The following is a 21655-nucleotide window of genomic DNA, read 5'->3' as shown; positions in this document are numbered from 1 at the left end:
CCGCGCGTCCCCGCACCCCGGCCGGTGGGCGGCTTTCCCTTCCTCGGTCCGACGGCCTAGGCACACACCTTGCCGACCTCTTGCAGGAACGCGGTCCAGTTCGGTATTCGGCGGCCGGGGATCGCGTGCTGCAGGGTGCGGCGGAGGGTGGTGTGGAGGGGCCACGGGGAGCGCATGATCGCTTCGTTGCGGCGGGCCAGGCGGGTCAGTTCGGCGGGCTTCGGCAGGCGGTCGCTCTTCTCCCCGTTGCACTTCGCGTGGGCCACCGCGAGGTTCCACAGGCTGTCCAGGTCGGGGCCGCGCCAGCCGCCGACGCTGGCGAAGCGGCGCATCAGGGCGTGCGGGAAGACGTGGTCCACGGCGGTCCGCGTGCCGGGGTCCAGCGGCTCGTCGCAGATGTGGCAGCGCCCGTGCTGGAACCCGGCCACGGCCTCGGCCACGCCGGTGACCGAGCGGCGCCGGTACCGGTCCGTGACGTGCAGGGTGTCCAGGTCGACGTGGATGCCCTCCTCGATCAGGCTGCGGCCTACGCCGGTCGCGAAGCAGTTCTCCACGATGCTCCAGCGAGCGTCCAGCTCCGCGCGGAGCCCGTCCCGCTCGTACGAGCGCGCCACCTGGCCGAGGGCCGGGCTGAGCCGCACCGTGCGGTGACGCCCGCGGCCGGCGAGGTCGTAGAAGCGGTGCGGCACCTCGCCGCCACCGTGGTTGTGGAACTTCAGCATGACCATCCCCGGCATCGACCGCTCCGCGGCGTCCAGCAGTCGGTCGGTGGGGCGGCCGAGCCGACGGGACTCCGCGCTTTCCTGCGCCGTCACGGTCAGGAAGTCCGTCGCGCCGAGCGCCTCCGCGCTCCCCGGGGCCTGGGGAGCTTGGCGTTCGAGGAACGCCATCGCGTACGAGGCGGCCAGGTCGCGCAGCGGGATGTCCGTGTGGCCCTGGGCCGCGTGGTGGAGCAGGGCGTCGCCGAGGGCGAACTTGTAGGTACGGGCGTTGCGGCCCATCAGGATGGACATCCGCCACGATGCGCGGGCGGACGGTTCGGCGGCGTAGAAGTCGTCCTGGGTCATGCCCGCTCCTTCTCGAAGGCCAGGGACGACCAGTGGACGGCGTCGCGGCCGAGGTGGTCCGTGCCGGTGGTCTTCCGGAGGGGGCGCAGGCCGTGGTGGGTGGCCAGGGTGACGGTTTCGGGGGCGGGGATGTCGTACATCCTGCCGTCGGCGGGCGGGGGGCCGTGGCGTAGGGAGATGAGCAGGCGGCCGCCCGGGGCGAGGAGGGTGTGCAGGCGGCGCATCGCGGCCGGGCGGTCCGGCTCTTCCAGGTGCATCCATACGGCGGAGAGGAGGACGAGGTCGAAACTCCCGGCCTCTCCCTCCAGCCGGGCCAGGTCCGGCAGGGAGTCCGCGAGCCAGTGGATCGATGGCGAAGGATGCAGACGGCGGGCGACGCGGCGCAGTTCCGGTACGGGCTCGACGGCGAGAACTTCGTGGCCGAGGGTGGCCAGGGCGGCGGCGTCCCGGCCGGTGCCCGCGCCGATGTCGGCCACGCGGGCGGGGGCCGTGGGCAGCAGGGGCAGGAAGTCCCGGTGCACCGTCTCGAAGCGGACGCTCTCGTACCGCTCGGCCAGTGCTTCGGCCGCCTGCGCGTAGTACGGCTGGACGCCCGGCGCCGGCTGTCGTGCGGTGCCGGTCCCGGCGTCCGCTTCCCCGTTCGTCGTCATGCCCGCAGACTACGGCCCGGCACTGACAATGCCTGCCGACCTGCACGTTCGATGCCTTACCCGCCTATCTCCCAGGCGAACGATGGCAGTTCGCGGGACCTGAGGCAGATCTCCATGGCGCTGCCCGCCGGGATGAACGGGCGGACGCGGGCGCCCTCCAGGCCGGCCAGGGCCCGGGCGCAGTGGTGGACGCAGCCCGCGATCTCCCGGTCGGTGGGGTGGATGATCGTGGCCGCGTCGTGCGGTTCTTCGCACGGGGTCGGGTCCGGCGGCGGGGCGGCGGGGCGGCGGGGCGGCGGGGCAGCGTGGTGGTGTGGTGGTGTGCGGTCGGGTCGGTTGTCCATGGAGGGGCTCGCCCTGGGTCGGCGGTGCGTTCGGGGCCACGGGGTGTTGCTCGGCTCCGTGCCGTTCCATGCCGTCCTTGGTGAACATCTGGGCTGGTCATGAACAGTTCGGGGGCTGTGGGGCGGTGGTGGGGGTGCGCGGGGAGGCAGGGGCGCGTGGGACCGGCAGGCAGCCTGTTCGTACGAGGTGGAGGGTGAGGGAGAGCCAGGCGGCGGCGAGCAGCCAGCCCGCGAGCACGTCACCGGGCCAGTGGACGCCCAGGTAGACGCGTGTGGCGCCGACCGACGCCGCCCAGATGCCGAGGAGTGTGAGGGTCAGGCGGCGGGCGGGTGTCCGGTGGACGCGGGTCAGCACCGCCCACGCGAGGATGCCGGCCACCAGGAGGGAGGTCGTGGAGCGCCCGGAGGGGAAGGAGTGGCCGGTGGCGCGGGCGGTCCAGTCGGCCTCGGAGGGGCGTGGGCGGGTGATCAGTTCCATCAGGCCGTACCGGACCGCTTGGCCGAGGAGGAGGACGGCGAGGGCGGTGGCGGCCGTGTGCAGGCGCTCGCGCGGGGTCCGGCCGGCGAGCGCGCCCGACAGGAGGGCCAGCGCGTACGGGACGGGGCCGGAGCCGGTGGCCGTGATCACGAGGGCGGCCGCGGCCGCCGCGTCCGTCCGGTGGGCCACGGCCCAGGCGTGCGCCGCCCGTTCCGGACCGAGCGGGGCCCAGCCGTGCGCGGCGAGCAGCGCGGCGGTGACGGTGAGGAGCAGGGCGCACAGGGCGGCGGCACGGAGCGTGCCGGGGACGCGCGGCCGTCGCGGGCGGGTTTCGGACGGCGTCACCGGGCCTCCACCCGGGGCAGGAGGAGCGCGTTGGTGGGCCGGAACGGGAGAGGGTGGACGAGGCGGGCGCCGTCGGGGCGTCGTGCGGCGTGCGTCATCCGGTAAGTCTGCCAAGGTCAGAGATGGTTCGTGCCGGACGGATGTGCCAGGGGCAACTGCTGGAGCGAGGGTACGGGCCTCGCGCGGGGCGTTCCGGCTCGTTGCGCCGCGCACGCCGGCGGGCGGCCGAAACACGCGGGCGCCCGGTCTGGCCGAACTCCGGCGGTTCTCTGGCCGACACGCGCCCCCTCGGTGGCCGGACCGCGCGCTCCCTTCCGGGAACCGGGGTCCGTACCCCTACGTATCGCTACCGGAACGGTAGTCGATCATCGCCGGTCGAAGAACGTCAACTGCGGCCGTACGCCCGCCAACAACGCGTTGATCAGCGGAAGTTCGCCGCCAGACTCTGGCGCGAGATGCCGTGGACATGTTGAACTGCTGATAACACCACGTGACGCATCGTAATCGATCGTTTTCGGTCGGCAGGAGGCCGCACATGCTGCATGGCGTCGACGTCAGCTCCCACAACCCCTCGTACTCGGCGACCGGACTGGACTTCGTCGTCGTCAAGGCGACAGAGGGCCGCTCGTACATCAATCCGCACCAGGGCGCACAGGCCGCCAAGGCCCGCAAGGCGGGCTGCGTGGTGGGCTTCTACCACTTCCTGTGGCCGGGCAACATCGCGGCGCAGGCGAAGTACTTCGTCGAGAAGTGCGCGTCCGTGGAGGGCGACCTGCTGGCGGCGGACTGGGAGCGCACCGGCGGCGGCACGTACGCGAGCAACGCCCAGAAGGACCAGTTCCTGAAGGAGGTCAAGCGGCTGCGGCCCACGCACCGGGTGATCCTGTACTGCAACCGCGACTTCTGGCTGAACCACGACACGACCTCGTACGCCGGCGACGGCCTGTGGATCGCCGACTACGTCTCGGCCGGGCACCCCCGCATCAAGGCGCCGTGGCGCTTCCACCAGTACACGGACCGGCCGCTGGACAAGGACGTGGCCGACTTCCCGGACAGGGCCGCCCTGAAGGAATGGGCCTCTCCGTCATAGAGTCTGAGGAGTCCTGTCCGTACCAGCACCACGCACCCTGCGTACCGCGCTGGCCCCTCGTCCGAAGGAGCAGCCGTGACCGACCCGGCGTCCACGTCCCAGCAGCAGGAGATCGCCCGGGATCTCCAGGTGTCCGCGTCGTTCGACGTCCAGGCGGAGATCGAACGCCGCGTGGCCTTCCTCACGGAACAGCTGACGACCACGGGCCTGCGCGCGCTCGTCCTGGGCATCAGCGGCGGCGTGGACTCCACCGCGGCCGGCCGGCTGTGCCAGTTGGCGGTGGAGCGGGCCCGTGACGCGGGGCACGACGCGACGTTCTACGCGATGCGGCTGCCGTACGGGGTCCAGGCCGACGAGCACGATGCGCAGCTCGCGCTGGACTTCATCAAGCCCGACCGGGTGCTGACCGTGGACATCCGCCCGGCGAGCGACGCCATGCTGGAGGCGACGCTCGCCGGTGAGGTCACCTTCCGGGACGAGCGGCACCAGGACTTCGTCCAGGGCAACGTCAAGGCCCGGCAGCGGATGATCGCGCAGTACGCGGTCGCGGGCGCCCAGGACGGCCTGGTCGTGGGCACCGACCACGCGGCCGAGGCGGTCTCCGGCTTCTTCACCAAGTACGGCGACGGCGCGGCGGACGTGGTGCCGCTCACCGGCCTCACCAAGCGCCGGGTCCGGGCGGTCGCCGACGCGCTGGGCGCCCCGGCCGAGCTGGTCCGCAAGGTGCCGACCGCCGACCTGGAGACGCTGGACCCGGGCAAGCCGGACGAGGACGCCCTCGGTGTCACGTACAACGACATCGACGACTTCCTGGAGGGCAAGCCGGTCGGCGAGCAGGCGTACGAGGCGATCGTGCGCCGCTACCACGCCACGGCCCACAAGCGGGAGCTGCCGACGGCTCCCTGAGCGGTCGCGGAGGGTGGGGGCGCGGAGGCCGGGACCGGCTTCCGCGCCCGCACCGTCCCGCCCGGCCCCGCCGCACGTCGTCCGCCTGTCATGCTGCGGACAGGGGAAGATCACCCGCGAGGTGCTCGATCGTCGCCGACGGCGGGCATGGACGGTGCATGCGAAGCCGTGAAACGCGCTCGGAAGATCGACTGTCAGTGGGGGCCTCTACGCTCCGGAGCATGGGTTACGCAGACCTGCGCGAACTCCAGACCGCGCTGACGACCGCATCCGACATCGCCTCCTCCCTCCAGGCGGCGCCCACCCGGCGGGACGCCGACCAGCTCGTCGACGTCCTGCGGCAGGCGCTGACCGCCGCCAGCTCGCTGAGCACACTGACCGGCCCGACCGGCTGCGCCATACATCCGCACGGCGCGGTCGATCCGCTGTACGGCGACCCCGACGACCCGCTGCCCCCGGGTTACGGCAAGTGCCTGCTGTGCAACGACCGCCGTCGCCGTGCGGACGCCGGCCCCCACCAGCCGTACCACTGGGACCGGCAGGACCACTCTTTGCGCCGCAGCGCCTAGACGCGTCCGCACGCCTGCCGGGCGGCCGGCAGGCGTGCGGAGGGGGAACGGACGTGGCGGGCGTGCGGCCGGGCCGTTCAGTCCTGCCGCTTCTTCTCAGGGCGCAGTGCGATACGTCCCAGTACGGCCGCGACGACGAGTGCCACCAGGGCGACGAGGACGTAGTCCGGTACGGCGTTGCCGATCCGGGTGGCCCACTCCTCGACGTGCACCTCCGTGTCCGCGTCCAGGATGCCGGGCAGGGCGCTGGTGCCGTTGAAGGTGAGGAACAGGACACCGATGCCGATGAAGAACAGCCCGGAGACCAGGGAGGTGGTGTGCAGCCGCAGCTTTCCGACGCCGAACTCCCGGCCGCGCAGCCAGCCCCGGCTGCCCAGCGAGAACCGGTCCCAGAGCAGGGCGAGCACGAACAGCGGCAGGGCCATGCCGAGCGCGTACACGGCGAGCATGGACGCGCCGTAGACCGGCGACCCGCTGACCGCCGTGACCATCAGCACCGCGCCCAGGATCGGCCCGGCGCAGAAGCCCGCGAGGCCGTAGACGCAGCCCAGCAGGAACGTGGACACCGCCGAGCGCGGCGTGATCCGGGCCGCCGCCTGCTGGGCCCGCTTGAAGGCGAAGCCGAGGCCGAGGATCTGGGCGGCGCCCATCGCGATCACCACCCAGCCGCCGATGGCGACGAGCAGGTCCCGGTGGCCGTTGAAAAGCTGGCTGGTGGCCGTGCTGGCCGCGCCGAGCGGGACCAGGGTGGTGGCGAGGCCCAGGTAGAAGACGCCGGTACGGGCCAGCAGCCGGCCGGGGTGGGACAGCGAGTAGGCGAAGAAGGCGGGCAGCAGCAGGGCGCTGCACGGGCTGAGCAGGGCGAGGGCGCCGCCGAGGAAGGCGGCGAGGTAGCCGATGTCCGTCACTTCGCCGGCTCCTCCGCCTTGCCGGAACCCTCACCCTTCGCCGCGCCGTCGGCCTTCCCGGCCTTTCCGGCCTTCTTCGCCTGCTCGGCGGCCTGGCGGACCGTCTGCTCGAAGACGTCGGTGGGCTGGGCCCCCGCGATGGGCCGGCCGTTGACGAGGAAGGACGGCGTGGACTGGACGCCGATCCCGTAGCCCTCGTTCTGGTCCTTCTTCAGGGCGGCCGCGGCGGCGGCGCCGTTCAGGTCGCTGCGGAACCGGTCGAGGTCGGCCACGCCGCTCTCGCGGGCCATCTCGACGAGCTTGTCCTCGGCCAGGGCGCTGCCCTTGTTGGTCTTGGCGTACAGCTCGTCGTGCATCTGCCAGAACTTGCCCTGCTGTCCGGCGGCCCACGAGGCGCGGGCGGCCCGCTCGGAGTCGGCGCCGTAGATGGTGAAGTTGCGGAACTCGATGCGCAGGGTGCCGTCGTCCACGAACTTCTTGATCAGTTCGGGCTGGGTCTCCCGGGTGAAGCGCCCGCAGAACGAGCACTGGTAGTCCGCGTACTCGACGAGGACGACCGGGGCGTCCTTCTTGCCGACGGCGAGCGGGTCGCCGTCCGTGCGCCGGCTGGTCTGCTGTGCGAGCTGGTCGTACAGCCGCTGCTGGCCGTCGTCCTCCTGGGGAGAGACGGAGGCGGCGGCGCGGGGGGTGTTCGTGCCGCTGTCGGAGTCGCCTTCGACGGCCTTGCCGACGGCGATGCCGATGGCGACGAGTGCCACCACCAGGGCGACGACGGCGCCGATCGCGGCGATCTTGCGGGTGGGTGAAGCGGATGACGAGGAAGTGGGCATGGGAATGCTCCAGACGTACCGGGTGAGAAGGAGGTCGGGCCGGGCTGACGGGCAGCGGCCTAAATCCGCAGTACGGGCAGGAGCGCGATGGGGTCGGTGGCGGGGGCGGTCCCGGTGGGCGGGCGGGCCAGCGCGAAGCAGGCGGGTGCCGCGGCGGCGAACGGGGCGGGTGCGGTGGCGGCGGGCGCCAGCGGCTCACCGCGGTTCGGGGTGGGGACCGGGACCGATTCGTTCTGGCTGGGGGCGTGCTGGCCGGAGCACTTCTTCGGCGCCTGGGCGACGGCGTGGTGCGCGACCGGTCCGGCCGCGGTGCCGTCGCCCGCCCGCACGGTGGTCTGGGCCACGGCGGCCGGCCGGACCGGCTCCGGCGGGACGCCGCCCACCCGGCACAGCAGGGGCGCGAAGGTGACGGCGAGCAGGAGCAGCAGGGTCGTGGCGGCCGAGCGGCGTACGCGTTCCATGCCCCTGGCCTCCTTCCGTCTCCCTCTGCCGGGCGCCCACCGGCGCGCACCGGTGTGCGGCCGCCCATCCTACGGACCGTGGCCCCGATGTCCCGCTACCGACCGCCGTTCCCCGCCGTCGAGTTAGGTGCATAGCCCATACTCTTTTTCGCATAACCATAGAGGGAATCGATTACCTAACCACTAAATGCAAGGCTGGTGTCGTAGCTCACCTTTGATCGCGCATCGTTTGATCAACCTTCGACGCTTTTTGTCCGCAATTGCCGCTTTGGCAAGGTCGCGACCGGCCTGCGATAGTCGGTTCCAGCGACCCCCCATTGACCCGGGCCACGGTCGCCCTGACCCCGCGGGTACACCCCTTTCGCCCGCCGGCGGTCGACACTGGGGCCTCACCCGCGTACCGCGCGGGAGGGCCCCAGTCGCGTTTCACGGCCGTACGGACGCACCGGCCCCGCACGCGGCGCGGCCGCTCAGCGGTCGATGACCCGCATCTCGAACCAGGTCGTCTTGCCGCGCGGCAGCAGATCCACGCCCCAGCGGTCGGAGAGCTTGTCCACGAGGAAGAGGCCGCGACCGCTGATGTCCATCTCGTGGACCGGCATCAGACAGGGCAGGCCGCGGGACGGGTCGCGGACCTCTATCCGGATCCAGCCGCGGCGGCGGAGCATCCGCAGCCCGAAGGTGCGGGCGCCGGTGTGCCGGACGGCGTTGCCGACCAGTTCCGACACCAACAGTACGGCGTGCTCCGTCAGTTGCTGGGAGACGTTCCACCGCTTCACGAGTACGGACTGGGCCAGCCGGCGGGCGGTGAAGGCCGATTCGGGGCGGGAGGGCAGGCGCACCTCGTCCAGCGTGGGATCACCCACCAGTTCCAGGGCCCGGGCGGCGGGGTCGCCGCCGGACGGGCCGCTCCGGGCGCCCGCACCGGGAAGACCTCCGGGAAGTCCCCAGCGTGCGGCGGCCGAGCCGCTCCGCGGCCGCGGCTGCTCCATTCCTTCGAGGCCCGCCATGCCCCCCATCATGGCTGTTACCGCGGGGTCACGGGGGCGGAACCGGGGGAATGCCCTGCCCGGAACGCCCGGTTCCGGACCCCTGCCTTGGCATATGCCGAAGGCAGGGGGAACCCGGCCGAATCCATGCTGACCTGCGGAGACTTCATGTGCCTACCCGATGAACGTGCACGGCGGACGCGCCCCCTCCGGGGCGTTCCGGCGTTTACTGCAATTCCCCCACACGAGGCATCGATCGTCAGCCACACCTCAGCGGCCCCGCCAACCGGGCGCGATTCAGCGGAACTTGGCCTTTCCCGGACCCTCCTCAACAAAGCTGCGCATACCGGTCTCCCGGTCCTCGGTGGCGAAAAGCCCCGCGAACCAGGTGCGTTCGATCGTCAGGCCGGTGTCGATGTCGGTCTCCAGGCCCGCGTCGACGGCCTCCTTGGCGGCCCGCAGCGCGATGGCGGGACCGGCCGCGAGCCGGGCCGCCCAGGCGTGCGCCTGCTCGTACACCTCGGCGGCGGGCACGACCCGGTCGACCAGCCCGAGCGAGAGCGCTTCGTCGGCCCGCACCTGGCGGCCCGTGAAGATCAGGTCCTTGGCCTTGGACGGGCCGACGAGCCGGGCCAGCCGCTGGGTGCCGCCGGCCCCCGGAATCAGGCCGAGCAGGATCTCCGGCTGGCCCAGCTTGGCGTTGTCGGCGGCGATCCGGAAGTCGGCGCACAGCGCCAGCTCGCAGCCGCCGCCGAGCGCGTACCCGGTGACGGCGGCGACCACGGGCTTGGGGATGCGGGCCACGGCGGTGAAGGAGTCCTGCAGGGCCTTGGAGCGCTCGATCATGGCCGCGTGGTCCATGTTCTGCATCTCCTTGATGTCCGCGCCGGCCGCGAACACCTTCTCGCCGCCCCAGATGACGACGGCGCGCACGTCGTCGCGGCGGGTGGCCTCCTCGGCCAGCTCGCGCAGCCGGTCCTGGGTGGCGACGTCCAGTGCGTTCATCGGCGGGCGGTCCAGGCGGATGGTGCCGACGCCCTCGGCGACCTCGAAGTTCACAGTCATGAGGGCAGGTTAGTCCGCGTTAACGCGGTGGGGACCGGCGCCCTTCGGTCAACGGTGCGGACACCGGCGGCGGGATCGCGTCCACCGCCGGGCCACGCCGGGCGCCCGGACCGCCGACTACGGCCGGACCGCCCCTGCCGGCCGGCCCGCGCTCACCGGCCGGACCGTGCCTACTGGCCGGACCGCCACTTCTCCCAGGACATGTTCCACACGTTGAGGCCGTTCTCGGGCGCGATCGTCTCGTCGTGGGAGTTCTTGACCGTGACCACGTCGCCGATCAGCGAGTTGGCGTAGAACCAGGCGGCCGGGGTGGACCTGTCCCCGCCACCGCGCTGGTCGAAGAGGCCGATGCAGCCGTGGCTGGCGTTGCGGGAGCCGAACGTCGACCGGCCGGACCAGTAGTTGCCGTGGATGAACGTGCCGGACGTGCTCAGCCGCATCGCGTGCGGCACGTCCGCGATGTCGTACTCGCCGCCGAAGCCGACGGTCTCCCCGTTCATCCGGGTGACCTCGTGCTTCTCGCTGATCACCATCTGGCCGTTGTACGTCTCGGTGCCCGGCCCGCCCGCGGTGATCGGAATCGTCTTGATCTTCTTGCCGTCGCGGACGACGGACATCTCCTTCGCCTTCACGTCGACCGTGCTCACCTGGCTGCGGCCGATCGTGAAGGATATGTGCTTGGACTGCGTGCCGTAGACGCCCGGCCGTCCCTCGACGCCCTTGAGGTCGATGTCGAGCGTGACCTTCGTGCCGGGCTTCCAGTACGTCTCGGGGCGGAAGTCGAGGCGGTCGTTGCCGAACCAGTGGCCCGCGATCGGCACCGAGGGCTCGGCCGTGACCTTGATGCCCTTCTGGACGCGCTCGGGGTCGGTTATCCCGCGGGTGAAGTTGATGGAGACCGGCATGCCGACGCCGACGGTCTGGCCGTCCTCCGGGGTGTACCGGCCGACGAAGGTGTTCTCCGGGACCAGGGTGGTGAACGTGGCGTGCCGGGCGGACTCGCGGAGCTGGTCGTCGACGGCTACCGCGTCGACCTTGTACGTCGTCGCGGCGCGCAGCTTGCCGGTGGGCTGCCAGACCGAGCCGCCGGTCACCTTCCCCTCGACCGGATTGCCCTTGTCGTCCTGGACCTTGACCGAGGTCAGCCGGCCCCGCGAGGAGCTGACCTTCAGGGCGCCGTCGGTGGCCACGTCCTTGGCGCCGTCCTTCGGCGTGATCGTCACACTGGCCTGCGAGGGCTGCTTGTCCGCGTCGGTCCCCCCGCCCTTCTTGTCCTCGCCCCCGCCGCCGCAGGCGGTGACGAGTATCAGCAGTGCCGACAGCAGCAGTGCGAGCACTCCGCCGCTCCTCGACGGCCCCGCTCGCCGCGCCCCCGGCACCGGCTGCCCCTGCTGCACGTTCACGACTGGCCCCTTTGTTCCCTCGCCCGGCCGGCACTCCCCCGTACGCGCATATCTACCCACGTACGCTCAGCCGATAGATAACCACACCCCACTGACAGTGGCTTCACCCGGCGATGTCACCGTTCGGCCTCAAGTGATATGCGTGGGGCGGGATCGCACGAAAGGGGGTCCGGTTCGCCCCGAAGTCGGCCGGAAACGTCGTCGCCCCGCGGTGCCTCTCAGCGCAGCGCGGAGCCCGCCCGCCACATCCGCCACGGCATGTTCCAGCCACCGAGGCCGTTGTCCGGCGCCACCACCCGGTCCCGGGAGTTCACGACCTCCACGACGTCACCGACCAGCGACCGGTCGTAGAACCAGCCGGCCGGGGTGTCCGGGCCGCCACCCTGGGTGTCCCGCAGCCCGATGCAGCCGTGGCTCGTGTTGGTGCCGCCGAAGGTACGCGGCGGCGCCCAGTAGTTGCCGTGCAGGAACGTTCCCGACGTGGTCAGACGCAGGGCGTGCGGCACGTCCGGGATGTCGTACTCGCCGCCGAAGCCCACCGTGTCCCCGTCCATGCGGGTCACCGGGTGCCGCTCCAGGATCACCATCCTGCCGTTGTACGTGGGGCTGGTGAGGCTCCCGGCGGTCACCGGGAGCGTGGCCAGCCGCCGGCCGCCGCGCCACACCGTCATCGTGTGCGCCGCCGCGTCAACCCGGCTGGTCTGATCCCGGCCGATCCTGAACCGGACCTGCTTGCGCTGGGTGCCGAGCACACCGGGTGCGGCCCGTACGCCGCGCAGCCGCAGGTCCATCGAGACCCGCGTACCGGGCCGCCAGCGGGTGCGCGGCCGGAAGTCCAGGCGGCGGGCGCCGAACCAGTGGGCGGCGATCTCGGTGGCGGGCCGGGCGGTGACCGAGACGGCACGCTCGACGGCCGCCCGGTCGGCGACCGGACGGTTGAACTCCAGCGAGACGATCATGCCGGTGCCGACGGTGGCGCCGTGCTCGGGCGTGAAGAAGCCGACGAGGCGGTGCGGCGGCACGAAGGTGGTGAAGGTGGTGTGGCGGGCCGTGCGGCGTCCGTGCCCGTCCGTGGCCACCGCGTCGACCGTGTAGCGGGCGGCCGGCGCGAGGCGGGCCGTCCCGGACGGGCGCCAGCTCAGCCCGTCCGGGGTGATCCGGCCCGGCACCGGCGTACTGCCGTCGTCCTCGATGCGGCTGACGGCGACCCGCTCCAGCCGCCCGTCGGGCACCCGTACGGTGATGCGGTCGGTGTCCCGTACACCCTTCGCACCGTCCCCCGGAGTCACCCTGATCGCCTCCTTCGGGGACCGCGGCTTGCTCCCGGCCACCGTCCCGGGGAGCCCGCAGCCGGCCAGCGCCACGGCGGCCGTGAGGACGGCGACGGTGGCGGCCGTCACGGAGGACGGCCCCCTGCCCCGGTGGAGCGGCCGTACCGGACGGTCCCCCTCCGGGGGCCGCCGCACGGAAGGTGCCGGTACGGAGGCGATCCGTCCGGGAGTCCGCCCTACGAGGATCCGCCACTCCATGTCCCGATATGTCACGCCGCGATAGGTCACGGACAGACCAACGAGACCCCCGGCGCCGAGGAAACGTGAGGCGACGGCCCGTTGCGGGAAGAACACAGGGGAGGACGGTCCGGGCGCGCGGCCGGGACGCCGCGCGGTCCCCGTCCGACCGAGCCATGAGCCGCGGGAGGCTGGCCTGTGTCGAGCGCACCCGAGCAGGAGTCGGTACGGGACGTGCGGGGCGAGGACGGCCTGCGGGACGGGCAGCGGGACGGCGCCGGCCCCGGACGTACGGCGCCGGCCGCGGGTACGGAGCAGGGTGTTGCGCACGCGCCGTTCCCGGACACCGCGAACGGCACGGAGCCCGGCAGCGGCACGGCATGCGCGGCCGGCGCCGCGCCCGTCAACGGCCACCGCGTCCACCCGCCCCCCGCCCAGCCGCCCCGTCAGGCCCCCGCACCGGACGCGGCGGACGCGACGGACCGGGCCGACCCGCTCCCGGTGCCGGTACGGCCCGGCAGCCCGCAGCCGCTCGGGGCCCGCTACCGTACGGGCCCCGACGGCGTGGCGGGCACCAACTTCGCCCTCTGGGCGGGCGGCGCGGAGTCCGTCGAGGTGTGCCTCTTCGACGACGAGGACCGCGAGACCCGCCACCCGCTCAGCGAGCTGACGCACGAGATCTGGCACGGCTTCCTGCCCGGCGTCCGGCCCGGCCAGCGCTACGGCTACCGGGTGCACGGCCGCTGGGACCCGTGGACCGGCGCCCGCTGGAACCCGGCGAAGCTGCTCCTGGACCCGTACGCACGGGCCGTGGACGGCGAGTTCACGCTGCCCGCCCAGGTGTACGGGCACGTACGCGACTGGCCGCAGCAGCACGTCGCCGACACCGTGCGCGACGACCGCGACTCGGCCCCGTACGTCCCCAAGGGCGTCGTCGTCGCCGACGAGGACCCGGAGGACGGCGGCGACGAGTGGATGGACGACCGGCGGCCCAAGACGCCCTGGTCCGACACGGTGCTGTACGAGACGCACGTCCGCGGCTTCACCATGCTCCACCCGGGCATCCCCGAGGAGCTGCGCGGCACGTACGCGGGCCTCGCCCACCCGGCCGCGATATCCCACCTCACCCGCCTCGGCGTGACCGCCGTCGAGCTGATGCCGGTGCACCAGTTCGCCCACGAGGACCACCTGCTCCGCCGCGGCCTGCGCGACTACTGGGGCTACAACTCCATCGGCTACTTCGCGCCGCACGCCGCGTACGCCGCCTCCGGGACCCGCGGCCAGCAGGTCGGCGAGTTCAAGCGGATGGTGCGGGCCCTGCACGACGCCGGTATCGAGGTCGTCCTCGACGTCGTCTACAACCACACCGCCGAGGCGAGCGAACTGGGCCCGACGCTGTCCTTCCGGGGCATCGACAACCGCGGCTACTACCGGCTGGCGGACGGCAGCCGCCGCTACGCCGACTACTCGGGCTGCGGCAACACCCTGCACGTCGTCCAGCCCAACGTACTGCGCCTGATCACCGATTCGCTGCGCTACTGGGTCACCGAGATGGGCGTGGACGGCTTCCGCTTCGACCTGGCGGCGGCGCTGGCCCGTTCCATGCACGACGTGGACATGCTCTCGCCGTTCCTGGCGGTGATCGCCCAGGACCCGGTGCTGCGCCGCGTCAAACTGATCGCCGAGCCCTGGGACGTGGGCTCCGGCGGCTACCAGGTCGGCGCGTTCCCCCCGCTGTGGACGGAGTGGAACGACCGCTACCGCGACACCGTGCGCGACTTCTGGCGCGGCGCGCACCCCGACGTACGCGACCTCGGCTACCGGCTCTCCGGGTCGAGCGACCTGTACGCGTGGGGCGGCCGCCGCCCGTACGCCTCGGTCAACTTCATCACCTCGCACGACGGCTTCACCCTGCGCGACCTGGTCTCGTACGAGCACAAGCACAACGCCGCCAACGGCGAGGGCAACCGGGACGGCACCGACGGCAACCGCTCCTGGAACTGCGGCGCGGAGGGCGAGACCGACGACACCGCCGTGCAGGCGCTGCGCCGCCGGCAGCTGCGCAACATGATCACCACCCTGCTGCTGTCCACCGGGGTGCCGATGCTGGTGGCCGGCGACGAGATGGGCCGTACGCAGGGCGGCAACAACAACGCGTACTGCCAGGACAACGCGACGAGTTGGGTCGACTGGTCGCTCCTCGACGACCCGGGCTGGCGGGCGCTGGCCACCCTCGCGTCCCGGCTGATGGCCCTCCGCCGCGACCATCCGGTACTGCGCCGCCGGGCGTTCTTCTCCGGCCGGCCGCAGCGCCCGGACGGGCTGCGGGACCTGGCCTGGTTCACCCCGCGCGGCACGGAGATGACCGAGCGGGACTGGTACGAGCCCACCCCCACCCTCGGCATGTACCTGTCCGGAACCGACATTCCGCAACGCGACCCCGAGGGCCGCCCGGTCACCGACGACAGCTTCCTCGCCGTCCTGCACACCGGCCACCGCCCGGTCGCCTGCACCCTGCCGGGGCCGCCCTGGGCCGACGCGTACGAGCTGGTCGTCGACACCTCTCTGGAGGACCAGGACGGGCCGCCGGGGACCGTGCTGCGCGCGGGCGTCCGGCTCACCGTTCCTGAGCGGTCGGTGCTGCTGTTGCGCGTGGTGGCGGACTGACGCCCGCGCCGGCGGCCGGACGTCTCAGCTCTCCCAACTGCCGCGCGGGCCACGGCGAAAACCCGGTGAGTGATGTCAGTGGCGGGACGTACTCTCGGTACCGATGGCCGATACAGCGAAGGTGACACGACAGCAGCAGTCCGACAGACCCGCTCCCGACCCCGACCTCGACGCCCGCCCCGACTCCGGCTCCGCCGACGGGTCACGCCCGCCTGCCCGACGCTCCGCCGTGCGCTCCCTGCTGCGGCTGTGGCCGTTCGTACGGCCGGTGCGGGCGCGGCTGTTCACGGCGGCGTTCGTGGCGGTGCTCGCGTCCTGCATCGGGCTGGTCATCCCCCTGGTCCTCAAATGGCTCGTGGACGGGCCGATCGCCGACCGGGACCCGGGCGGGGCCTGGCTGGGCGGCGGGTATCTGCTCCTGCTCGGCCTCGCGGAGGCGGGCCTGTTCGGGCTGCGGCGCTGGCTGGTCGCGCGGCCGCTGGCGCGTGTCGAGGCCACGATGCGCGACCGCCTGTACCGGCACGTGCAGCGGCTGCCGGTCGCCTTCCACGACCGCTGGGCCTCCGGCCAGTTGCTGTCCCGGGGCACCACGGACCTGCAACTGCTGCGCCTCTTCCTGGCCTTCCCGCTGACGTTCCTGATCGTCAATGCCACCACGATCCTGGTGGGCTGTGTGATCCTGCTGGTGCAGCGGTGGTCGCTTGGGCTGGTGCTGCTGGCGCCCATCGTGCCGCTGATCGTGCTGTGCTCGGTCTTCGAGGCGAAGTACGCGGTGGCCGCGCGGCGGGCCCAGGACCAGGTCGGCGACGTGACCACGGTCGTGGAGGAGTCGGTCCTCGGCATCCGCATCGTCAAGGGGTTCGGCCGGCACCGCAGCCAGGCCCGCGCGTTCCGGGAGCTGACGGCCCGGCTGCGCACCACCGAGCTGCGCAAGGCCCGGCTGCTGGCCGCCCTGTGGGCCTGCATCATGGCGCTGCCGGAGCTGGCCCTCGGGGCGGCGCTGGTGCTCGGCACGGTCCAGGTGGCCGACGGGGACCTGTCGGCCGGCACCCTCGTCGCGTTCCTGTCCACGGCCCTGGCCCTGATGTGGCCGGTGGAGTCGATCGGCTTCCTGCTCGCCATGAGCAACGACGCGGCGGCGGCCACCGACCGGTACTTCGACGTCCTGGACGAGCCGGTGGCGGACCGGGACGACGCCCGGAAGGCGGCGGAGCAGCCGTCCGTCACCGGCCCCGGAGCCGCCGGCCTCGCCTTCCACGGCGTCACCTTCCGCTATCCGGACGCCCCCGCCGACGCCCCGCCCGTCCTGCGGGGCATCGACCTGCACATCCGCCCCGGCGAGACGATGGCCCTGGTCGGCGCGACCGGCAGCGGCAAGACCACGCTCACCGCGCTCGTGCCCCGGCTGCACGACGCGACCGGCGGCCGCATCACCCTCGACGGCACGGACATCACGGCGCTGTCCCGCGACGAACTGCGCGCCCGGGTCGCGGTGGCCTTCGAGGAGCCGACCCTGTTCTCCGCGACCGCCGCGGAGAACGTCCTGATGGGCGGGGAGGGCGCCGGCCCCGATGATCTCCGGCGGGCGCTGCGCGTCGCCCAGGCGGACGGGTTCGTGGACGCGCTCCCCGACGGCCCGGACACCGAGGTCGGCGAACAGGGGCTGAGCCTGTCCGGTGGTCAGCGGCAGCGGCTCGCGCTGGCCCGCGCGGTGGTCGGCCGGCCCCGCTTCCTGGTCCTGGACGATCCGCTGTCCGCGCTGGACGTCCATACGGAGGCGCTGGTCGAAGCGGCGCTGCGGCAGGTCCTGGCGACCACCACCGCCCTGGTCGTCGCCCACCGCCCGTCCACGGTCCTGCTCGCCGACCGGGTGGCGCTGCTGTCCGGCGGCCGGATCGCGGCCGTCGGCAGCCACCACCGGCTGCTGCGCGAGAACGCCGAGTACGCGGCGCTGATGTCCGGCACGGCGGACGGCGGGGACGCCGCCCGGCACGAAGGGGAGAGCGTGCGATGACCACGAGCACCGGTACGGGCAAGGCCACGGACGACGCGCCGGACGGCGGCGACGGCGCGCCCCGCCGGGGGTCCCCTTCCCCGGTCACCCCCGCCACCCTGGACCCGCTCCCGGACGGGTCACCGGATACCTCGCCCGTCCCTTCCCCCGATGCCGACGCCGACGCCTTCGCCCAAGACCTCCTGCCCACCGCCAAGGGCGCCTCGCGCGGCCTGCTGGGCTCGCTGCTGCGCCCGCACACGCGCGTCGCCTGGGCGGCGGCCGTCCTCCTCCTGCTCCAGCAGGCCGCCGTACAGGCCGGTCCGCTGCTGGTCGCCTTCGCCATCGACCACGCCGTCCCGGCCCTGCGGGCGGGCGACCACGGCCCGCTGATCGCCGTGGCGGCGGGCTACCTGCTCTGTGCCTCCGCGGCCGGCGGGCTCCAGTACGTCTTCATCCGGGTCGCCGCGCGTATCAGCCAGGACGTCCTGCTCGACCTGCGGGGCCGGATCTTCCGGCACGGCCAGGCGCTGAGCCTGGACTTCCACGAGCGCTACACCTCGGGCCGGCTGATATCCCGCGCGACCACCGACGTGGAGGCGCTGCGCGAGCTGCTGAACGAGGGGCTCCAGGAGCTGATGTCCATCGTCCTGGCCACGGTCTACATCACGGCGACGCTGCTCTGCCTCGACTGGGGTCTGGGGGCCGCCGCCGTCGCCACCGCCGGGCCGCTCTACCTGCTCGTCCGCTCCTTCCAGCGGCGTTCGCAGCGCGTCTACAGCGTGAAGTCGTCGGCGATGGCCGCCGTCATCGTGAAGTTCGCGGAGACGCTCAACGGCATCCGCCCGGTGCAGGCGTTCCGGCGCGAGCGTCCCAACGACGCGGCGTTCGCCCGCCTGAACGGCCGGCACGAGCGCGCCAACGGCGACGCCATACTGGAGATGGCCCGGTACGTCGTCTCCTCGCGTCTGGTGGCCAACGTCGCGGTGGCCGCGCTGGTCCTGTGGGGCGCGTACCGGGTGGCCTCGGACAGTCTGGCGCTGGGTGTCCTGGCGGCCGCGGTGCTCTACCTGCGGCGGCTGTACGACCCGATCGACCGTCTCGGCATGTTCCTCAACTCCTACCAGTCCGCCGCCGCTTCGCTGGAGAAGATCGCCGGGCTGCTCGCCCAGCGCCCGAGCGTCCCGGAGCCCGCCGCCCCGCTGCCGCTGCCGGACCGGCCCGGCGCGCTGCCGGGGCGCGAGGTCACCTTCGACGGCGTACGGTTCGCCTACCGCACCGGCGGCGAGGTGCTGCCGCGCTTCGACCTGACCCTGGCCGCGGGGCAGACGGTGGCCGTCGTCGGCTCCACGGGCGCCGGCAAGTCCACCCTGGCCAAGCTGCTGGCCCGGTTCTACGACCCCTCCCCCGGCTCGCCGTCACGTACGGGCACGGGAGACCCCCGTACCGGCAGCGTCCGTGTCGACGGCGTCGATCTGCGCGACCTGTCCACCGCCGACCTGCGCCGCGCGGTGGTCATGGTCACCCAGGAAGCGTTCCTGTTCTCCGGCACGGTCGCCGAGAACATCGCCGTCGGCCGCCCCGACGCCACCCGCGAGGAGGTCGAACGGGCCGCGCGGGCCATCGGCGCCCACGACTTCGTCGCGGCCCTGCCCGACGGGTACGACACCGACGTACGCAAGCGCGGCGGCCGGATCTCCGCCGGGCAGCGCCAGCTCGTCGCCTTCGCCCGCGCCCTGCTCGCCGACCCGGCCGTACTGATCCTCGACGAGGCGACCAGCTCCCTCGACATCCCCGGCGAACGCGCGGTCCAGCGCGCCATGGAAACGGTCCTGCGCGGCCGGACGGCGGTGGTCATCGCCCACCGCCTGTCCACGGTCGAGACGGCCGACCGGGTCCTGGTGATGGACGCCGGCCGCATCGTCGAGGACGGCTCCCCCGCCGAACTGATCGCCCGCCGCGGCCGCTTCGCGGAGCTGCACCGGGCGTGGCGGGAGAGCGTGGTGTGAGCCGCGGGGCCCTGGGTTCCGCAGTTTCCTGAGCAGATCGGCGGTAACGGCGTCGCTCGGGTGCGTGGACGGGGCGACTCGTGACGCTCCACGTCACGGGCCGCCAGGTGCCCGTCGGCGTTCGCCTCCCCCGTGAACTGCGACTCGCCGTGGACGACCAGGGGAACTTCGCGTCGTCGGTCGTCGGTTCGCCCCTGGCCGTCAGGGCGCTCGCGCTGACCGATCCCCCGACACCCAGGTTCCGCATCGGCCGCAGAACACCGTTGCCGGTGCCCCTCACCGGCGCAGGGCCAGTACCGTCCCCCGCGTGACGGCCTCCTTGAAGCGGGCCGAGGCGCGGCCGGTGAGCAGGGCGGGCACCGGGCTGTCGTCGGCGCGGGTGAACTGGGTGAGGCCGTCGTGGCGGCCGAGGCTGATGTTCTGCCAGACGTAGTGGAGCCGGAGCGGGCCGGGGGTGCGGCCGGTGAGGGCGGCGGCGACGTTGCGGGCGGCCCGGGCGCCCATCGGCAGGCCCGTCTGGCAGGACATACGGGACGCCGAGCCGTCGGGCCCGTACGCCGCCACCGCGTCGCCCGCCGCGAAGACCTCCGGGTGGGAGAGCGAGCGCAGGTCCGGGCCGACGGTGATCAGGCCGCGGCCGTCGACGGCGAGCCCGGACTCGCGCGCCAGGTCGGGTACGCGGAAGCCGGCCGCCCAGACGACCGCGTCGGCCGGCAGCCCCCCGCCGTCGGCGAGGACCAGGCCGTCCGCGGTGACCTCGGCGACGCGGGTGTGTTCATGGAGCGTGACGCCGTGCCGCCGCAGGGCGTTGCGGAGGTAGCGCCGGCCGGGTTCCGAGAGTCCGGGGCCGGCCTCGCCCTGGGTGACCAGGTGCACGGTGCGCCCCGGACGGGCCTCGGCCAGCTCGGTGGCGGCCTCGATGCCGGTCAGGCCGCCTCCGACGACGGCCAGCGGGCCGCGGGTGTCCCGGGTGCGGGCGCGCAGGAGGACCGCGTCCTGGTGGGTGGCCACCGCCGAGGCGTGCAGGGCGGCTCCGGGGACGGTGGTGGTGTCGGCCGTGCTGCCCAGTGCGTACACGAGGGTGTCGTAGGTGAGGACGTGCGGTGCGGCGTCGATCCGGACGGTACGGGCGGCGGCGTCGACGGCGGTCACCCGGGCGACGGCCAGCCGGATGCCCGTACCGGCGAGGAGGGTGCCCAGGGGGAGGTCCCGCAGCGGCTGCCCCGCGGCGAGCTGGTGCAGCCTGACCCGCTCGACGAACCGGTCCGACGCGTTGACCAGGGTGATGTGCACGCCGCCGTGGCGCCGCAGCCTACGGGCGGCGCCCTTCGCCGCGACCAGTCCGGCGTACCCGGCTCCCAGAACCACGATGTGATGAGTCATGCCTCCTGAACCGGCGAGCGGGCGGATCCGTGACAGCCCGCGCTGTGAGGCGGCTCACGCGAGCTGGGCTGCGGCGAAGGCGAGTTTGTCCGGGTTGACGATCGTCCGTACCTCGCTGATCCGCCCCTCGTGGACCTCCGGTACGACGACGGCCAGCAGCGTCCCGCCCAGCCGGACGAGCAGCGCCGGTTCGCCGTTGACCTCGGCCGGTACGAACCCGGCCGCCGCCGCCTCCGGCCGGGACCCCAGGCCGAGCAGATAACGGAGCACCTTCGCGCGCCCGGTGACCGGCCGGCGCGCGGCGGTGACCCGGCCGCCGCCGTCGGCCCAGGCGGTCACCTCGTCGGCCAGCAGCCGCTCCAGTCCGGCCAGGTCGCCGTCGAGGGTGGCGGCGAAGAAGCGCTCGACGATCTCCTTGCGCCGGGTGTCGTCCACGGCGAAGTGCCGGCGCGGCCGGTCGAGCCGTTCGCGGGCCCGGCGGTGCAACTGCCGGGCGTGCGCCTCCTCGACGCCGATGACCTCGGCGGCCTCCCGGTGGCTGTGGCCGAACGCCTCCCGCAGCACGAAGACGGCGCGTTCGGCCGGGGTGAGCCGTTCCATCAGGGTGAGCAGGGCGAGCGAGACGGTCTCGCGCTGCTCGGCGGTCTCCAGCGGGCCGAGCGGACCGTCGGTGGTGCGGGTCAGGACCGGCTCGGGGAGCCAGGGCCCGACGTACAGCTCGCGCCGGGCGCGGGCGGAGGTGAGCCGGTTGACGCAGAGGTTCGTCATGACCTTGGTGAGCCAGGCGGCCGGGGTACGGACGGCGGACCGGTCGGCCGCGCTCCAGCGCAGGTACGTGTCCTGCACGACGTCCTCGGCCTCGCTCGCCGAACCGAGCATCCGGTACGCGAGCGAGAAGAGCCGGGACCGGTGCGTCTCGAACTCCGTGGCGGCTTCCGTGGTCATGCCCGCAGCATGGCAGGACGGGCCGGGAAGGCGCCCGGCAGGGTG

Annotated in this window: 19 protein-coding genes; 6 read left to right on the top strand and 13 right to left on the bottom strand. The window is 73.2% G+C overall.

Annotation, left to right across the window (positions count from 1 at the left end; translation table 11 throughout):
- Positions 1-56: 56 nt before the first annotated feature.
- The 4 genes from ACZ4QV_RS02805 to ACZ4QV_RS02790 form a co-directional block, all read right to left on the bottom strand.
- Positions 57-1067 carry an HNH endonuclease family protein gene (locus ACZ4QV_RS02805; protein WP_361634097.1) on the bottom strand — a complete coding sequence of 337 codons (1011 nt, stop codon included), beginning with the start codon at positions 1065-1067 and terminating at the stop codon, positions 57-59.
- A complete protein-coding gene (locus tag ACZ4QV_RS02800) occupies positions 1064-1717 on the bottom strand; it encodes a class I SAM-dependent methyltransferase (RefSeq protein ID WP_361634100.1) in 654 nt (217 codons plus the stop codon). Before ACZ4QV_RS02800 ends, ACZ4QV_RS02805 begins: the two co-directional genes overlap by 4 nt.
- A gap of 56 nt (positions 1718-1773) precedes the next feature.
- The gene (locus ACZ4QV_RS02795) at positions 1774-2061 is read right to left on the bottom strand and encodes a hypothetical protein (RefSeq protein WP_361634103.1); all 288 of its coding nucleotides are present in this window, start codon (positions 2059-2061) and stop codon (positions 1774-1776) included.
- Between the two features lie 97 nt (positions 2062-2158).
- Positions 2159-2884, bottom strand: a complete 726-nt coding sequence (locus ACZ4QV_RS02790) for a phosphatase PAP2 family protein (RefSeq protein WP_361634106.1) — start codon at positions 2882-2884, stop codon at positions 2159-2161.
- A gap of 535 nt (positions 2885-3419) precedes the next feature.
- On the opposite strand from ACZ4QV_RS02790, the gene ACZ4QV_RS02785 reads away from it, so the two are divergent.
- The 3 genes from ACZ4QV_RS02785 (at position 3420) to ACZ4QV_RS02775 (ending at position 5449) form a co-directional block, all read left to right on the top strand.
- Entirely contained in the window at positions 3420-3974 is a 555-nt protein-coding gene (locus tag ACZ4QV_RS02785; RefSeq protein ID WP_361146186.1) for a GH25 family lysozyme, read from the top strand.
- 75 nt (positions 3975-4049) lie between these two features.
- Positions 4050-4880, top strand: coding sequence for an ammonia-dependent NAD(+) synthetase (nadE, locus tag ACZ4QV_RS02780; protein WP_361634109.1), 831 nt, complete (start codon positions 4050-4052; stop codon positions 4878-4880).
- 221 nt (positions 4881-5101) lie between these two features.
- Entirely contained in the window at positions 5102-5449 is a 348-nt protein-coding gene (locus tag ACZ4QV_RS02775) for a hypothetical protein (protein WP_125044867.1), read from the top strand.
- A 77-nt stretch (positions 5450-5526) separates the two neighbouring features.
- Here ACZ4QV_RS02775 and ACZ4QV_RS02770 read toward each other — a convergent pair whose 3' ends face one another.
- The 7 genes from ACZ4QV_RS02770 to ACZ4QV_RS02740 all read right to left on the bottom strand — a co-directional run bounded on the left by ACZ4QV_RS02770 (position 5527) and on the right by ACZ4QV_RS02740 (position 12505).
- Positions 5527-6357, bottom strand: a complete 831-nt coding sequence (locus ACZ4QV_RS02770; RefSeq protein WP_361146191.1) for a cytochrome c biogenesis CcdA family protein — start codon at positions 6355-6357, stop codon at positions 5527-5529.
- On the bottom strand, positions 6354-7187 hold the full coding sequence (locus ACZ4QV_RS02765) for a DsbA family protein (protein WP_361634112.1): 834 nt from the start codon (positions 7185-7187) through the stop codon (positions 6354-6356). Before ACZ4QV_RS02765 ends, ACZ4QV_RS02770 begins: the two co-directional genes overlap by 4 nt.
- A gap of 59 nt (positions 7188-7246) precedes the next feature.
- Entirely contained in the window at positions 7247-7648 is a 402-nt protein-coding gene (locus ACZ4QV_RS02760; RefSeq protein ID WP_361146196.1) for a hypothetical protein, read from the bottom strand.
- A gap of 470 nt (positions 7649-8118) precedes the next feature.
- Entirely contained in the window at positions 8119-8670 is a 552-nt protein-coding gene (locus ACZ4QV_RS02755) for an ATP-binding protein (protein ID WP_361146199.1), read from the bottom strand.
- 264 nt (positions 8671-8934) lie between these two features.
- Entirely contained in the window at positions 8935-9702 is a 768-nt protein-coding gene (locus ACZ4QV_RS02750) for an enoyl-CoA hydratase/isomerase family protein (RefSeq protein WP_030018248.1), read from the bottom strand.
- Positions 9703-9872: 170 nt separating this feature from the next.
- Positions 9873-11039 carry a L,D-transpeptidase gene (locus ACZ4QV_RS02745; RefSeq protein ID WP_467762506.1) on the bottom strand — a complete coding sequence of 389 codons (1167 nt, stop codon included), beginning with the start codon at positions 11037-11039 and terminating at the stop codon, positions 9873-9875.
- A gap of 284 nt (positions 11040-11323) precedes the next feature.
- Positions 11324-12505: a L,D-transpeptidase gene (locus ACZ4QV_RS02740; RefSeq protein ID WP_361146201.1), complete on the bottom strand. Its 1182-nt coding sequence runs from the start codon at positions 12503-12505 to the stop codon at positions 11324-11326.
- Positions 12506-13114: 609 nt separating this feature from the next.
- On the opposite strand from ACZ4QV_RS02740, the gene glgX reads away from it, so the two are divergent.
- From glgX to ACZ4QV_RS02725, 3 genes are all read left to right on the top strand, one after another.
- Positions 13115-15280 carry a glycogen debranching protein GlgX gene (gene glgX / locus ACZ4QV_RS02735; protein WP_361147336.1) on the top strand — a complete coding sequence of 722 codons (2166 nt, stop codon included), beginning with the start codon at positions 13115-13117 and terminating at the stop codon, positions 15278-15280.
- A gap of 103 nt (positions 15281-15383) precedes the next feature.
- Entirely contained in the window at positions 15384-17294 is a 1911-nt protein-coding gene (locus ACZ4QV_RS02730; protein ID WP_467762505.1) for an ABC transporter ATP-binding protein, read from the top strand.
- Entirely contained in the window at positions 17291-19282 is a 1992-nt protein-coding gene (locus ACZ4QV_RS02725; RefSeq protein ID WP_361146207.1) for an ABC transporter ATP-binding protein, read from the top strand. The genes ACZ4QV_RS02730 and ACZ4QV_RS02725 overlap by 4 nt, the downstream gene beginning before the upstream one ends.
- Positions 19283-19558: 276 nt before the next feature.
- Here ACZ4QV_RS02725 and ACZ4QV_RS02720 read toward each other — a convergent pair whose 3' ends face one another.
- Both ACZ4QV_RS02720 and ACZ4QV_RS02715 read right to left on the bottom strand, forming a co-directional pair.
- Positions 19559-20665 (bottom strand): NAD(P)/FAD-dependent oxidoreductase, encoded by a 1107-nt coding sequence (locus ACZ4QV_RS02720; protein ID WP_361146210.1) that lies wholly within the window; start codon positions 20663-20665, stop codon positions 19559-19561.
- Between the two features lie 54 nt (positions 20666-20719).
- The gene (locus tag ACZ4QV_RS02715) at positions 20720-21610 is read right to left on the bottom strand and encodes an RNA polymerase sigma-70 factor (protein ID WP_361146212.1); all 891 of its coding nucleotides are present in this window, start codon (positions 21608-21610) and stop codon (positions 20720-20722) included.
- Positions 21611-21655: the final 45 nt, after the last annotated feature.

Source organism: Streptomyces sp. NPDC026394 (assembly GCF_055567735.1).
This window is presented reverse-complemented; position numbering and strand designations above follow the sequence as displayed.